This is a genomic window from Achromobacter sp. ACM03 (genome assembly GCF_014851665.1).
GTDB lineage: Bacteria > Pseudomonadota > Gammaproteobacteria > Burkholderiales > Burkholderiaceae_B > Achromobacter > Achromobacter aegrifaciens.
The window spans coordinates 122,282-136,131 of record NZ_JACVAD010000002.1; the positions used below are offsets into that span (position 1 = coordinate 122,282).

At 63.9% G+C, this 13,850-nt stretch carries 14 protein-coding genes; 9 read left to right on the top strand and 5 right to left on the bottom strand.

Translation table 11 applies throughout. The features are described from left to right. Nucleotides 1-9: 9 nt before the first annotated feature. The 3 genes from IB257_RS08795 to IB257_RS08805 are packed head-to-tail and all read left to right on the top strand — an operon-like array spanning nt 10 to nt 2,656. The gene (locus IB257_RS08795; protein ID WP_225588859.1) at nt 10-798 is read left to right on the top strand and encodes a cytochrome b561 domain-containing protein; all 789 of its coding nucleotides are present in this window, start codon (nt 10-12) and stop codon (nt 796-798) included. Further along, a complete protein-coding gene (locus IB257_RS08800; protein ID WP_192492530.1) occupies nt 798-1,724 on the top strand; it encodes an SMP-30/gluconolactonase/LRE family protein in 927 nt (308 codons plus the stop codon). Before IB257_RS08795 ends, IB257_RS08800 begins: the two co-directional genes overlap by 1 nt. After that, nucleotides 1,721-2,656, top strand: a complete 936-nt coding sequence (locus IB257_RS08805; RefSeq protein WP_192492191.1) for a YncE family protein — start codon at nt 1,721-1,723, stop codon at nt 2,654-2,656. Before IB257_RS08800 ends, IB257_RS08805 begins: the two co-directional genes overlap by 4 nt. A 19-nt stretch (nt 2,657-2,675) precedes the next feature. Here the strand turns inward: IB257_RS08805 and IB257_RS08810 are convergent, their stop codons facing one another. Both IB257_RS08810 and IB257_RS08815 read right to left on the bottom strand, forming a co-directional pair. Further along, nucleotides 2,676-3,170, bottom strand: a complete 495-nt coding sequence (locus tag IB257_RS08810; protein WP_054455400.1) for an Ohr family peroxiredoxin — start codon at nt 3,168-3,170, stop codon at nt 2,676-2,678. A gap of 129 nt (nt 3,171-3,299) precedes the next feature. Then, complete coding sequence (locus IB257_RS08815; protein ID WP_225588860.1) at nt 3,300-4,049, bottom strand: Crp/Fnr family transcriptional regulator; 750 nt, start codon at nt 4,047-4,049, stop codon at nt 3,300-3,302. A 140-nt stretch (nt 4,050-4,189) separates the two neighbouring features. Between IB257_RS08815 and IB257_RS08820 the strand changes: the two genes are divergently transcribed. The 5 genes from IB257_RS08820 to IB257_RS08840 all read left to right on the top strand — a co-directional run bounded on the left by IB257_RS08820 (nt 4,190) and on the right by IB257_RS08840 (nt 8,718). Continuing rightward, nucleotides 4,190-5,413 (top strand): ABC transporter substrate-binding protein, encoded by a 1,224-nt coding sequence (locus IB257_RS08820; RefSeq protein WP_370540098.1) that lies wholly within the window; start codon nt 4,190-4,192, stop codon nt 5,411-5,413. A gap of 5 nt (nt 5,414-5,418) precedes the next feature. Then, nucleotides 5,419-6,333: a 3-keto-5-aminohexanoate cleavage protein gene (locus IB257_RS08825; protein WP_192492192.1), complete on the top strand. Its 915-nt coding sequence runs from the start codon at nt 5,419-5,421 to the stop codon at nt 6,331-6,333. A 12-nt stretch (nt 6,334-6,345) separates the two neighbouring features. Then, nucleotides 6,346-7,122 carry an SDR family oxidoreductase gene (locus IB257_RS08830; protein WP_192492193.1) on the top strand — a complete coding sequence of 259 codons (777 nt, stop codon included), beginning with the start codon at nt 6,346-6,348 and terminating at the stop codon, nt 7,120-7,122. A 169-nt stretch (nt 7,123-7,291) separates the two neighbouring features. Further along, nucleotides 7,292-8,275 carry a TerC family protein gene (locus tag IB257_RS08835; RefSeq protein ID WP_192492194.1) on the top strand — a complete coding sequence of 328 codons (984 nt, stop codon included), beginning with the start codon at nt 7,292-7,294 and terminating at the stop codon, nt 8,273-8,275. Between the two features lie 23 nt (nt 8,276-8,298). Next, nucleotides 8,299-8,718, top strand: coding sequence for a universal stress protein (locus IB257_RS08840; RefSeq protein WP_054455392.1), 420 nt, complete (start codon nt 8,299-8,301; stop codon nt 8,716-8,718). An 18-nt stretch (nt 8,719-8,736) separates the two neighbouring features. Here IB257_RS08840 and IB257_RS08845 read toward each other — a convergent pair whose 3' ends face one another. Continuing rightward, entirely contained in the window at nt 8,737-9,792 is a 1,056-nt protein-coding gene (locus tag IB257_RS08845; RefSeq protein ID WP_181953335.1) for a DnaJ domain-containing protein, read from the bottom strand. Nucleotides 9,793-9,951: 159 nt separating this feature from the next. Here IB257_RS08845 and IB257_RS08850 point away from each other — a divergent pair, with 159 nt between their 5' ends. Beyond that, nucleotides 9,952-10,731 (top strand): fused MFS/spermidine synthase, encoded by a 780-nt coding sequence (locus tag IB257_RS08850; protein ID WP_119449885.1) that lies wholly within the window; start codon nt 9,952-9,954, stop codon nt 10,729-10,731. 20 nt (nt 10,732-10,751) lie between these two features. Here IB257_RS08850 and IB257_RS08855 read toward each other — a convergent pair whose 3' ends face one another. Beyond that, a complete protein-coding gene (locus tag IB257_RS08855) occupies nt 10,752-12,776 on the bottom strand; it encodes a hypothetical protein (protein ID WP_192492195.1) in 2,025 nt (674 codons plus the stop codon). A gap of 178 nt (nt 12,777-12,954) precedes the next feature. Then, a complete protein-coding gene (dkgB, locus tag IB257_RS08860) occupies nt 12,955-13,758 on the bottom strand; it encodes a 2,5-didehydrogluconate reductase DkgB (RefSeq protein WP_192492196.1) in 804 nt (267 codons plus the stop codon). Between the last annotated feature and the right edge of the window lie 92 nt (nt 13,759-13,850).

Genomic DNA, 13,850 nt, shown 5'->3' on the forward strand with positions numbered 1-13,850 from the left:
GCCGCGGCCATGCTGCACGATCTCTACGAATGGCTCGCCACGCCCATCAGCGGCGCGGCCGGGCATTTCATCGCGCCGGCGGTGTCCTGGCATGGGCGGATCATGACGTTCGCCTGGGGCGTCCTGGTGCCGCTGGCGGTCGTGCTGGCCAGATTCTTCAAAGTCATGCCCAGGCAGCACTGGCCCGCAACGCTGGACAACAAGACCTGGTGGCACGGCCACCGGTGGTGCAATTACTGCGCGCAAGCCGTGACCGTGATCGGGATCTGTCTGGTGTGGCAGCAGGATGGCTACGGCGGCGCGGTCCGGGATGTGCATGCGGCCCTGGGATGGTTTTTGTTCGCGCTGGGCTTGCTGCAAGTCCTGGGCGGCCATCTGCGGGGAACCAAGGGCGGTCCCACTGCGCCGCGCAGGGATGTGCATGGCGCGGCCATCGATCTGCATGGCGATCACTACGACATGACACCGCGCCGCATCTGGTTCGAACGGGTACACAAGTCGCTCGGATACCTCGCATTGCTGTTGGCCATGGCCGCCATCGCGATGGGCTTGTGGACCGCCGATGCGCCGCGCTGGATGTGGCTCGTCCTCGCCTGCTGGTGGGGCGGCCTGCTCAGCCTTGCGGTGCGCCTGCAACGCCAGGGGCGTTGCATCGATACGTACCAGGCCATCTGGGGCCTTGACCCCTCACTTCCCGGCGCGACGCTCAAGCCCGTGGGCTGGGGCGTTCGCAAGCTCGGGAAGGGGATGGCATCGGGGGAGCAAGAACTGAATCGGGCGAGAGGGCCGTTTTCATGATGGACGAAATAGCGATACTGGATGCCAGGCTGGAGCCGGTTGCGCGCGGCGCCCGCCTGGAGCGGTTGTGCAGCGGCGCCGTGTGGGGCGAGGGACCAGTCTGGATCAGCGAAGACGACTCGGTGCTGTGGAGCGACATCCCCAACAACCGAATGCTGCGCTGGTCGGCGCGAGATGGCATGACGGTTTGGCGCGAAGCAGCCGAGTTCACCAATGGTCATGTGCGCGATCTCAACGGCGATCTGCTGCATTGCTCGCACGGCCTGCGCGCGATCGTGCGCACCCGTTTGAGCGCAAAGGGCCTGGACGCCAGCCGCCGCGACGAGATCGTGGTGGACCGGCATGAAGGCCGGCGGCTGAATTCGCCTAACGATGTGGTGGTCCGCAGCGACGGCACCATATGGTTCACCGATCCGCCGTATGGGATTCTGAGCGACCGGGAGGGACACAAGTCGCCCAGCGAACAGGACGCCAACCATGTGTTCTGCTTCGACCCGAAGACCGGGCATCTGCATGCGGCAAGTGCCCTGGTGGAGGAGCCGAACGGATTGGCGTTCTCGCCGGACGAGTCCGTGCTGTACGTCAGCGACACGTCGGCCGCGTTGCGTGCCGATGGCGGCGGCAACCACCGGATCGTCGCATTCGACGTGAATGGCGTCTCGCTTTCCAACTTTCGCGTGGTCGCGGACGTGAGTCCGGGTCTGCCCGACGGGTTCCGCGTGGATCGCCACGGCTGGCTGTACATCAGCAGCGCCGACTCGGTCCAGGTGCTGCTGCCGGACGGAACCTGCCTGGGCCGCATCGCCGTTCCCGAGAAGGTGGGGAATCTTACTTTCGGCGGAAAGCTGCGCAACCAGCTCTACATCGCGGCGTCCACGTCGCTCTACCGAATTACCCTTGATACCGAAGGAGTACAGCGCCCATGAGCCAGGAAATCCTGCTGTTGGTGGAAAAGTGCAGCCATTGTTTCAGTTTCTATGATGCTGCCACCGGCGTACGTCTGCACAGCATTCAATTGGAAGAGTATCCGCACGAGTTCGTGGTGGACCCCGCCAGGCGCTACGCCTACGTCGGACACTACGGCGTCGAGACCTCGGGCCATCTGGGCGCGGGCGGCACGAAGATCTTCCAGATCGACATCCGCGAGCGCCGGCTGGTCCGCACCATAGACGTTGCGCCCTTCAACCGCCTGCACGGCATGCAGATGGATCGCGAAGGACGGCTTTTTGTGCTCAGCGAAGACCGCGGACAGCTGCTGGTGCTCGATCATCCTGAAAGCGACCTGGCGCCGCGCCGCGCCGTATCGACGGGAGGCATCAAGAGCCATCTTTTCGCGCTCAGCCGTGATGGGGAGACTGCGTACTCGATGAACCTGTTGTCGCACACCGTGACGAAAATCCGGCCCTTCGACGCGACCTTTGCGCCAGTGCCGTGTGCGCCGGGCGAGAAGCCCGAGGGCTATGCCCTCAGCACCGACGAACAGACGCTTTACGTTACCTGCCGCTGGAGCAACACCTTGTGCGCGATCGACACCGCGACCATGACGGTGCTGCGATCCGCGCCGTCGAGGGATGATGCAACGCGCCTTTACCTTTATCGCGACGGCAGGCTGGTGGTCACGAACTACGGTGAACGCAGCCTGTCCATCGTCGATCCGGCGGATCTTCGCGAGCTGGGGCATGTTCCGATGGAGGCTCGCGCCATCGCGCTGAGCTACCATCCGACCCGGCCATTGGCCTATGTCAGCCAGGACAATGACAAGCTCGGCGTGTTCAGCATGGAGACGCTGAAGTTTGAACGCTTCATCGCCACTCAGCGCGAGCCGGATGTGTCCTGCCTGGTCGTGCTGGAAGATTGAGCCGGAACGCTTGTGGCATTCAACTCAGATGCACCGACGACGCAATCCCTTGGTCCGCCATCTTCGAGTACGGGCAGATCGATTCCGTCTCGTGGACCAACGCCAGGGCGACGTCCTTGGGCAGCCCGGGCAAGGAAATCTCCAGCCTGGCCTTGATGCAGAACAGGCCGTCGAAGGCTTCGCGCGCGAAAGTCGTGGTGCAGTGGATGGCGAAATCCGCCGGCAGCGGGACGCGGTTCTTCGTGGCGACCAGCTTCATGGCGCCATGAAAGCATGCGGCAAAGCCGGCTGCGAATAATTGCTCGGGATTGGTGCCGCCGCCATTGCCGCCCAACTCCTTGGGGAGCCTGAGTTCGAGTTCCAGTTCGCCGTCGTTGGAGACCGCTCTGCCGGACGATCTGCCGTGTCCGGAGGCGCCGCCGGTTACGGAGACGGTGGTCGTGTACAGGGGCAGGTCCTCTGCGCCGGCATAGGGCTCCAGGAGCGAAACAGAGGGCGCGGACGGGGCTTTCATGGGAACTCCTCAAGTGCGGATAAGCGGTTGGTTTTTTTCCGCGGCAACTATAGAGTTGTCCCCAACAGGCGCAAAGACAGAATTTCTGTTCTGACTGGCATCTTTTCTTGTACCGTCGACGCCAGCTTCCTAGGCGCTCTTCTTGACATTGGCAAGCCGGTGCAACTCGTCCACATCAAGGATGGCCAGCCCGCCATAGTAGGTTTCCAGCACGCCCGCGCGGGCGAGTCGCGCAAGCGCTGCATTGCAGCGTTGCCGCGAAATGCCGCACAGGCCGGCGATTTCTTCCTGGGAGACCTTCAGCCGTCCATTGGTGCCGGAATGCCTTTCCGCGTTGAACTGCGCGGCGACCGCGCGCGCCACCGTCGTGTCGACGTCGAGCAGCACGTTGGACGTGAAGCTGCTCATCAGCCAGTCCACGCGCTGCGCGAGATGCATCATCAGCGCCTTGGTGAATTCGATGTTGTTGTTCCAGAGCCGTTCACAGGTCTCGCGCGGCAATATCACGATCTGGCTGGGCCGCAGCGCAACCACCTCGTACTCGAACCGCTCGCGACGGATCATGGTGGCTTCACCGAACCAGCTGCCGGTGCTGAAGCCGGCCAGGGACAGGGACTTGCCGTCCGCGCCGGGCGAGGACCATTTCACCAGGCCTTGCACCACGCCGTACCATCCTGGCGAACGGCTGCCCGCGCGGAACAGGAACTCGCCCGCGGCCAGGGTCACCACGCGCAATTCGGCGCGGATCAGGTCGCGTTCGAGTTCCGGCAGGCCCTTGTACCAAGGGACGACGTCAAGCATCTTGTCCACCGCGCCTTGCGCGCGCCGCCGCCGTGCGCTCAAGGGTTCGTCGCCGGCGTCGGCAAGCCGTTCGCCCATGTGTGCCTCCTTCGTAGCCGTTGTGGCGCCGCTCAGGTAAACCCTAGGGCGCTTTGTCACCATGATGACTGTCCGCGGTCTGGGGCCGGCACCAGAATAGCCGAGGTGCCAGACGCCAAAACCCACAAGAGGAGACAAGCATGTTGCCCATGCAAGGCATGATGTCCCGCAGCGCCCTGGCCTGCGGCCTGGCCGTGACGCTGCTGCACGCCCCTGCGGTCCAGGCGCAGATTTCAGACGATGTTATTCGAATCGGCTTCATCACCGACATGTCGGGCGTGTACTCGGGGCCGGATGGCCCCGGCGGCGCCGAGGCCATCAAGATGGCGATCCAGGAGATGGGCGGCGAGATCAACGGCAAGAAGATCGAGCTGCTGACGGCCGACCATCAGAACAAGGCGGACATCGCCTCAGCCAAGGCGCGTGAATGGTTTGACCAGGCAGGTCTGGACATGCTGATCGGCGGCACCAATTCCAGTACGGCGCTGGCCATGTCCAAGGTCGCCGCTGACAAGAAGCGGCCCATCATCGTGGTGGGCGCGGGCGCGCCGGCGCTGACCAATGAACAATGCACGCCCTACACGCTGAACTACGCCTACGACACCGTGGCGCAGGCGCGCGGTACGGGCGCGGCCGTGGTCAAGGCAGGCGGCAAGAGCTGGTACTTCCTGACTGCCGATTACGCCTTTGGCCACGCATTGCAGGCGGACACGACCAAGGTGATCCAGGCCGGCGGCGGCACGGTGGTGGGATCGGTCAAGCATCCGCTGTCGGCCAGCGACTTTTCTTCGTTCCTGCTGCAGGCGCAAAGCAGCAAGGCGGAGATCCTGGCCCTGGCGAACGCCGGCGCGGATGCCACCAACTCGATCAAGGCCGCCAACGAGTTCGGCATCACCAAGACCATGCGCCTGGCCGGCCTGATCATGTTCATCAACGATATCCACGCCATGGGGCTGCCCGCCTCGCAAGGCATGTACCTGACCGACAGCTGGTACTGGAACGCGTCGGACGAGACCCGCGCCTGGGCCCGCGCCTTCTTTGAAAAGCGCAAGGCCATGCCCTCCTCGCTGCAGGCGGCCGACTACTCCGCGGCGCTGCAATACCTGCGCGCGGTCAAGGCCACGGGCACGGACGACGCCGACCGCGTGCTGGCCTATCTGCGCGAAAACAAGCTGAACGACGTCTACATCAAGAACGGCGTGGTGCGGCCGGACGGGCGCGTCGTGCACGACATGTACTTGCTGCAGGTCAAGACGCCGGAACAGTCCAAGGAGCCCTGGGACTACTTCAACGTCGTGCAGACCATCGACGGCAACCAGGCCTTTACCACCAAGGAAGAGAGCCGCTGCGCGCTCTGGAAGTGACCCTCATGAGCAAACGTAAAGTCATCGTGACCATCGCCCCGACCGGGGGCATGGCATTCAAAAGCCAGAATCCGCACCTGCCCACGCAGCCGCTGGAAATCGCGGAGGACGTGTACCGCTGCTATAACGCGGGCGCCAGCGTGGTGGCGCTGCATGCGCGCCGTCCCGACGACCAGGCGACCTGCGACGCTTCGGTGTACCGGGAAATTAACCGGTTCATCCGCGACCGCTGCGACATCGTGCTGAACAACTCCACCGGCGGCGGCGTGCATGGCGACATGGTCAAGGAAACCTCTCCCGGCACGTGGGAGATCCTGTGGGAAGAGCGGCTCAAGGGCATGGACGCCGGCGCCGAGATGTGCACCTTGGACGCCACGACCTTGAACCTCGCGTTCGGCGACCGCGAATACCTGATGAACACGCCGCTCACCAAGGCCCGCGAACTGGCCGCCGGCATGCAGGCGCGCGGCATCAAGCCAGAATGGGAAGTCTTCAGCCCCACGCATATCCTGCAGGACGCCACGACGCTGATCGAAGAGGGACTGGACGAAGGGCCGCATTTCATCAACCTGGTCATGAACGTGCACCGCAACTTCCAGAACGCCATGCCGTTCTCGGTGCGGCATTTGCAGATGATGGTGGACCTGCTGCCCAGGAACAGCATTTTCTGCGTCAGCGGCATCGGCCCCGCGCAACTGGAGGCCAACATGGCCGCCCTGCTGCTGGGCGGCCATGCGCGGGTCGGCCTGGAAGACAACCTGTACTACCGCCACGGCGAACTGGCTACCAACGTCCAATTGACCGAGCGCATCGTGCGCATCATCCGTGAAATGGACATGGAACCCGCCACGCCAGCCGAAGCGCGCGAGATCCTGGGACTGCCGCTCAAGAGCGGAATCCGGCCCGAGTTCGCGCTCTGACCAGGAAAAGCCATGAGCAATTCACTGCAAGGAAAGCGCGTCCTCATCACCGCGGGCGCGCAAGGCATAGGCTTGGCGATCGCACGCACGTTTCTGGAGGCGGGCGCCGAGGTGCATGTCTGCGACGTGGACGAAGCGGCATGCAAGGCCGCTGCCGCCGCGCATCCGCGCCTGGGCGTCAGCGTGACGGACGTATCCAGCGAAGCGCAGGTCCAAGCCATGTTCGGCGAACTGACGCGGAAATGGGGCAAGCTCGATGCCCTGGTCAACAATGCCGGCGTGTCCGGCCCCACCAACCGGCTGGAGGAAACCACGCTGGACGCGTGGCAGCGCACGCTGGATGTCAATTTGACCGGAACCTTCCTGTGCGCGCGCAGCGCGGTGGCCTTGCTGCGCGCGGCAGGCGGCGGATCCATCGTCAACATCTCGTCCGTCGCGGGCCGCCTGGGCTTTTCGCTGCGCACGCCTTATAGCGCCAGCAAGTTCGGCCTGGCCGGCCTGACGCAGACCTGGGCCATGGAGCTGGGGCCGTCGAACATCCGCGTCAATTCCGTGCTGCCGGGCGTGGTGTCGGGCGACCGGGTTGAGCGGGTCATTGCGGCCCGCGCCGCCGCTGGCGGCGTGAGCAACGACGCGATGCGCGAGCAGCTTGTGGACAAGGTGTCGTTGCGCCGCATGACCAGCCCGCAGGACGTGGCCAATCAGGTGGCGTATCTGTGTTCAGACGCAGGCGCCATCATCAGCGGCCAGAGCATTTCCGTCTGCGGCAACGTGGAATACCTGGGCTGAGTTGCCAATGTCGGCGCCCCACATGCCGCGAAGGTTCCGAAAAACCTGAGCGTCAGTTCGATCCAGGCGAATTGTTCGGCGCTTCCCGAAGTTCTAGACTGAATTCGTACATGCATTGTGTACCGCTGGCTGTCGCATAGCGGTTTTGCAGCGACGGCGGGAGGTCCTGATGAATCGGGTCGAGACCTTTGCCACCCTGCCGATGTGGGCGGGGTTCGTAGGCTTTGTGCTGGTCGTGCTGGCGCTGGATCTCTACGTGCTCGGAGGCCGCCATGCGCACCGCGTGCGGCCCCGCGAAGCGTTGTTCTGGGTGGGCGTATGGATGGCGCTGGCCGCGTTGTTCGGCGCCCTGATGTGGTGGTATCTGGATGCCACCCTGGGGCGCGACATTGCGCACCGGAAAACGCTGGAGTTCTATACCGGCTACCTGATCGAACTGTCCCTGTCCGTGGACAACATGTTCGTGTTCTCGCTGATCTTCGGCTATTTCGTGGTGCCGCTGGAATTGCAGCGCCGGGTACTGCTGTACGGCGTGCTGGGCGCCATCGTGATGCGGGTCGGCATGATCCTGGCGGGCGTCTGGCTGCTGTCGAGATTCGACTGGCTGTTCTATGTGTTCGGCGTGCTGCTGGTGGCGACGGGAGCGAAGATGCTGGCCCGGGCGGACCATCAGCCTGACATTGCCCGCAATCCGCTGGTGCGCCTGTTGCGCTCGTCGATGCGCATCACCAAGGATTATCACGGCGAGTCGTTCTTTGTGCGCATCGGCGGCCTGCGGCATGCCACGCCCATGTTCGTCGTGCTGCTGATGATAGAGGCGAGCGACGTGGTGTTCGCGGTCGACAGCATTCCCGCCATCTTCGCCGTCACCACCGACCCGTTCCTGGTCTTTACTTCCAACATCTTCGCCATCATGGGCCTGCGGGCGCTGTACTTCCTGCTGGCCGACATGCGCGAACGTTTCCGCTACCTCAAGCACGGACTTGCCGCGGTGCTCATCATCATCGGCGGCAAGATGCTGGCCGCGCCATGGTTCCATGTGCCGGTGCAGTGGTCGCTAGGGGCGGTAGGCCTTATCCTGCTGGCATCCGTGGGCGCCAGCCTGATCCTGCCCAGACGGGCCGCGGCCAGGGCTGCGCGCCATAAGGGATGAGTCCCATGAACCGGAGATCTGTCATGAACACGATCATTCTTGCCACCGATGGGTCCAGCCACAGCGATGCCGCGGCGCGCTATCTGGTTGACGGCCCTTTGCTGAACCGGGATTTCACGGTGCATGTACTGCATTGCGAGCCCGACGTGACGGGCGACGTCAAAGCCTTCATCGGCCAGGCCGACATCGACGCCTGGCACCACGAAGAGAGCGACAAGGCAATGAAGTCCGTGGTCGAGATCCTGCGCGCGGGCCAGGTCGGCTTCGAGTGCCACGAGCTTACGGGCCACACGCCGGACAAGATCGTGGCGCATGCGGTCAAGGTGGGGGCCACGGCCATCGTGATGGGGTCGCACCATCGGGCGCCGTTCCTGGACGCATTGTTGGGGTCGGTGTGTTCGCGGGTCATTGCCCACGCGCCTTGTCCGGTGCTGCTGATCTGAACGTCCGCGGCTGATGCGCTAGCAGGTGAGCTTGAGCTGATAGCTGCCATCGGCGTCGCGGGCCAGGCGAACCCGGTCGAAGCGATAGTTGCGCCCCTTGAACGCATAGGTTGCGTCGGTCTCGTCGTCGTCGCGGCCTTGCCAGACTATTTTCCGATCCAGCGATTCGGCGTAGTAGTAGAAGATGGCGTTGGTGGATTCGATCAATCCCAGGTCGCCGCGCAGGCCGGTGGAACTGTTGGCTTCCACGTTCCACCAGCCTTCGGTGCGCCATTCGCCTCCGTCGGGCAGATAGTGCACCGCGAATCTCAAGTCCCGGCCGCAGGCGTTCTCGATCTGGAGGGACGCAGGCTTGGCCGGTGCAGGCTTCTTGCTGTCCGGCTTGGCGGCCTGGAGCTGGTCTTGCCGTTCATTCCAGCCCATGCCGTAATAGGCAAGCAGGCCGCTGATTGCCAATACGGCCGAGACGCCGATGACCACCTGCCGTACGGTCTTTTGCCGCATGTGTTCCGTGTACCGTTGCTCCAGAATCCGGGTCTCGTGCTGTTGCAGCAGTTGATCGCGGTGCTTTTTCCTGGCCGAGGTCGTCACCGCGGATGCCCCGGCCAGCAGCAGCAGCAGGGTGAGGTAGCGGTATTTCATCAGCAGGCTGGCCAGCGATGGAACGAGGTTGGCGGCCAGGCCCAACGCCATGGCGCAGCCGATGAAGGCCAGCGGCCATATCCAGAAATTGCGTCCCTTGGCGATTTCGGTGGCGTAATAGTCGCGCAGCGTATCGGTGGATCCGGAGCCCGGCGGCGCTTTCCCGTTCGTCCCGCCACCGTTGCCGCCGGGCGCGCCGGCGGCGCGTTGCTCGGCGATCCACGCGTCATGCTCTTGGCGGCGTTTCGGATCGGAAAGCACCGCGTAGGCCTCGTTCAGGCGCGCCATGACGCGCTTGGCTTCCTCGGGATTGTCAGGATTCTTGTCCGGATGCCATTTCTGCGAGAGATAGCGGTATGCGCCGCGGATGACTTCATCGCTGGCATTTTCCGAAACTTGGAGCGTGTCGTAATGGGTATGTATGCCAGCCATTGCCATGGGTCCGCGTTCCGAAGCCGGGCGCTCAGCTTCCTGCACGGCGAGCTTACGCTGCAATCATGGACGTCGGTATCAGCCAAAGAGACTACATCGCTGGGTGGGTGCGCGGCGCAGTGGTATCTTTTCCCATTTTCCTGCACGCCACTCCGTTTCATGCCCGACGACGCCCAAACCTCCTCAGATTTCCCGCCTGCAGAGCCGCAAGCGGCCGCTCCCCGGCCCTTTATCCAGAACTCGGGCACCCGCCGCACCCTGCATTTCACGCAGCAGGAAATCCAGAGCAGCATGTCCACCCTCAACCCCGATGCGCTCGAACTGGAGTACACGCGGATGATGATGGGCTTCGTGCTTTTCAATCCGGCTCCCGCCCGCATCCTGATGGTGGGGCTGGGCGGCGGCTCGCTGCCCAAGTTCTGCCATCGCTATCTGGCGGACAGCGCTATCGACGTGGTGGAAATCGATCCGGCAGTCATTGCCCTGCGCGAAGCCTTCATGGTGCCGCGCGACGACGACCGCTTCCGCGTGCTGCAGGCCGACGCGGCCGACCATATGCGCGGCCTGTCGGACCATGCCGACGTGATCCTGCTGGACGGGTTCGGCATCGGCGGGATTCCGGGCCCGCTGTGCTCGGCGGAGTTCTACGCCGATTGTTTCCGCGCTTTGCGCGAGGACGGCATCCTGGTGATCAATTTCCACGTCAATCACCCGGACCATCATGACTACATGGACCGGGTGCGGGCCTCGTTCGGTTCGTCCATGTTCGAGGTGGTGGATGACGACATGACCAACAGCATCGTGTTCGCCTGCAAGGGCGACCTGCTGGACGATCCCGCCGCGGCCGAACTCAGACGGCCATCGTCCATGTCCAAGGATGCGTGGCGCCAGCTGATGCCGACGATGAAGGTCATAGGTGCGACGCTGGAGTTGAGATAGCGACCGGCTGGTCCCTGCCCTCAACGCTTGATGAACGCAATGATCTGCTGCTGAGTGCCCTTGTCATTGTCAAAGCCCCCGTGCGTGCTGGCCGCCACGGGCGGATTGGCCGAGCCGGGCGCGGGGCTGCCCGCGGGTGATATATGCACGGCGTCGCAAGGAATGCCGGCATTGCTGAAATAACGCTCCATGCCCAGCAGCGGCGTGGTGGTGCCGCCTTCGAAGGATTCGCTCACCAGATAGAGCAGCGAACGGCGGTACGGGCCGCAGGTGGGATCGTCTTCCTCGGCACGGTCGGAAAGATGGAACTGCTGATAGCGCTTTACCCGCGTCTTCAGGTGCGGCACGACCAGTTTCTGGAAGGTGTCCAGCGTGACTGCCGGGGCCATCAGGTTGAGCGACTCCAGTTTGCCGCCGTCCGCCGTCAAGCGGTGCACGAAGTGGCTGGCGACGATGGCGCCGGCCGAATGGCCGACGATGTGCAGGCGCACACGGCCCTCGCTGACATGCGATTTGAAGTGCTTGTACAGCATGATCATCGCGGCTTCTTCCTGCGTCAGGCCCTTGGGCGCCGGTTCGCTCATGGCCTGGGCATTCTGCTTCATCTCGCCCCAGATCACGGTGCCAGGCCGGGCCAGCCAGCGTTCCAGGCGCTGGTTCCACCAGCGCTCCAGCCGCTCGCCCAGGCCGCCTGTGGTGCGCGGCACGCTGTGGGCGGCGTCCTGGATGATGTTCTTCACGGTGGTGATGAAGTCCGTTTCCCACATCAGGAAGACTGGAAAAATCTGCTTCTCGTAAAGCAGCGGTATCCATTCGGCGGCGGCTTCCGCCGCATCTTCTTCACCCACCAGGCCGCCATGCGCATAGACGCAGACGTCCATGGGCCTGTCCTTCAAGCCCCACTTCTCGCGCGCGGCGTTCATATGGACGTCGACAATGGCGCGCAGATCGTCGGGTGTGGTGCGGAACGTGCCGCTGTTGCTGAGCTTGCCGTTGTTGCCCACGTTGACGATGAAGGGCGAGATCTCGCGGTTGCGCAACACGGTTCCCGCCGCCAGCGTGACCTTCTTGCCGTCGGTGCGCAGCGTGATGCTGTTCGATATCTTGGTGTGCTCGTGCGTGACCACACCCAGTTGCACCACCCAGCAATCCATGGCGTTGCGCATCCAGTCGTCGTAGGTCAGCACCGCCATGCCATGGGTTCCCCATTCCTCGCCCCAGGAGTTCTGGATCAGGAAGCCGTCCTGGGTATAGCCAACAATGACGAAGGCATGGCCGTCGGTGGCGGCGTCCTGCTTGTCGGGCGGGATGATCCAGAACGGCTGGGCTCCCGGCGTGGACGGCGCCTTCTGCGGGGTGACGCCATGGCCATCGTCCCAGCCGGCGTGGCAGCCCGCGCTGGCGTACAGGATGCCGACCTCGTTGAGCGCCGCGTGCATTTCGACGATGTTGCGCGTGTCAATGCGGTAGTAGGCGCCCAGCGGGCGCTTGACGGCGTCCAGCCACCAGTCGTCGGCGGTCTCGTTGGCCGCCGCTGGCATGGCCAGGGCCGGAAACAATTCCTGGGAACACGCGCCGTGCTTGAACCAGCCCTTGAGTGCGCCGCGCAGGCTCGATCCCGTGTCGTCGACGGAACCCGGGAACTCGTCATAGCGCCTGGCCATGGAGTACAGCATGAATGGCGAAATGGCCGGGCGCGGTTCGCGCTCCGACTTGCGCAGCAGGTATTCGACCACGGTGGACAAGGCGAAGCCGGTGCAGGCCGAGGTGTCTTCCTGGTGCTTCACCGTCAACCCCATTGCGGGAATCATCTCGGTCTTGGGCGTGACCGAGATGTTGGGGCGGAACGGCAGGTCGCGGACGTCGAAGGCGTCGGGCTTGGCGGTGCGGCGAAACGGCAGCGCTGGCGGCGGCTTGCGGCTTTTGCGCTTCGCTGCGGGCCGGGGCGTCTTGGCCGCCGCCGTGCTGACTGTGGCGGCCTGCCTTTTTTTGTCCGCCGTCTTGCGTGCCGGGGCGGCGCGCCCCGCTTGCTTCTTTGCAGCCATGGCGTACTCCAGTGGAGACAGGCTTTCAGCGCGAGGGCGGCGTTTTGAGGCAAGACGACATGACGACAGTGAAGATTGCGCCCGTAAGTGCGATATATAGGCGCGCCTAAGCCGGTTCGCTAGTATCTGAAAGTATTAGGCCCTGGATTTGCAATGGTGCATTTTCACTAGTTGCGGCTTAATCCCACCGCGCCGCCAGGCCCTCGGGACTGACTTCGCGCCCATTGCGCTCCAGCGCCGCGATCTGCGCCATGTCCTGGTCCGTCAGCCGCAGGTCCTGGGCGAGCAGGTTGCTGGCCAGGTTCTCGCGCTTGGTCGACGAAGGAATGACGGCATAGCCCAGTTGCAGCGCCCAGGCCAGCGCGACCTGCGCGGTCGTCGCGTCGTGGCGCTGGGCGATCTGGCCGATGACCGGATCCTTCAGCACCTTGCCATAGGCCAGCGTCATGTACGACGTGACCGGGATGCCTTGTTCCTGCAGGAAGGCGGCGAGCTTGCGGTTTTGCAGGTAGGGGCTGAGTTCGATCTGGTTGGTGGCAATCTGCTCGCGGCCCACGGCGGCGATGGCGGCGCGGGTTTCGGCGATGGGGAAGTTGGAGATGCCGATCTGGCGGGTCAGCCCTTGCGTCTTGGCCTCGGCCAGCGCGCTCATGAATTCCTCGATGGACACGCCGTTGCCAGGCGCGGGCCAATGGATCAGGGTCAGGTCCGCGTAGTCGCTGCGCAGCTTGGCCAGGCTGTCCTTCAGGCTGGGGATGAGCTTGTCGCGGGCGTAGTTGGGCACCCAGATCTTGGTCGTGACGAATAGTGCCTCGCGCGGCACGCCGGATTCGGCGATGGCCTGGCCGACCTCGGCTTCGTTTTCGTAGATTTGCGCGGTGTCGATGGCGCGGTAGCCAAGATCCAGCGCGTTGCGCACGGAATCGATGACGGCTTGACCTTGCAAGCGGAAGGTGCCGACGCCGAAGGCGGGAATGTTCATGGGTAACTCCTGATGGGTTCGCGGATCCGGGCGCAGATACCCGGGAATGCCTGCAGTGTGCCCGTCGGATACTTGCGGAAAAAGTCCGGTAT

Coding starts and splice junctions, on each gene's coding strand:
- IB257_RS08845 (WP_181953335.1), bottom strand. CDS start 9,792: ATGGCTGGCATACATACCCATTACGACACGCTCCAAGTTTCGGAAAAT.
- IB257_RS08840 (WP_054455392.1), top strand. CDS start 8,299: ATGAACACGATCATTCTTGCCACCGATGGGTCCAGCCACAGCGATGCC.
- IB257_RS08795 (WP_225588859.1), top strand. CDS start 10: ATGCTGCACGATCTCTACGAATGGCTCGCCACGCCCATCAGCGGCGCG.
- IB257_RS08850 (WP_119449885.1), top strand. CDS start 9,952: ATGCCCGACGACGCCCAAACCTCCTCAGATTTCCCGCCTGCAGAGCCG.
- IB257_RS08855 (WP_192492195.1), bottom strand. CDS start 12,776: ATGGCTGCAAAGAAGCAAGCGGGGCGCGCCGCCCCGGCACGCAAGACG.
- IB257_RS08825 (WP_192492192.1), top strand. CDS start 5,419: ATGAGCAAACGTAAAGTCATCGTGACCATCGCCCCGACCGGGGGCATG.
- IB257_RS08835 (WP_192492194.1), top strand. CDS start 7,292: ATGAATCGGGTCGAGACCTTTGCCACCCTGCCGATGTGGGCGGGGTTC.
- IB257_RS08830 (WP_192492193.1), top strand. CDS start 6,346: ATGAGCAATTCACTGCAAGGAAAGCGCGTCCTCATCACCGCGGGCGCG.
- dkgB (WP_192492196.1), bottom strand. CDS start 13,758: ATGAACATTCCCGCCTTCGGCGTCGGCACCTTCCGCTTGCAAGGTCAA.
- IB257_RS08820 (WP_370540098.1), top strand. CDS start 4,190: ATGTTGCCCATGCAAGGCATGATGTCCCGCAGCGCCCTGGCCTGCGGC.
- IB257_RS08800 (WP_192492530.1), top strand. CDS start 798: ATGGACGAAATAGCGATACTGGATGCCAGGCTGGAGCCGGTTGCGCGC.
- IB257_RS08815 (WP_225588860.1), bottom strand. CDS start 4,049: ATGGGCGAACGGCTTGCCGACGCCGGCGACGAACCCTTGAGCGCACGG.
- IB257_RS08810 (WP_054455400.1), bottom strand. CDS start 3,170: ATGAAAGCCCCGTCCGCGCCCTCTGTTTCGCTCCTGGAGCCCTATGCC.
- IB257_RS08805 (WP_192492191.1), top strand. CDS start 1,721: ATGAGCCAGGAAATCCTGCTGTTGGTGGAAAAGTGCAGCCATTGTTTC.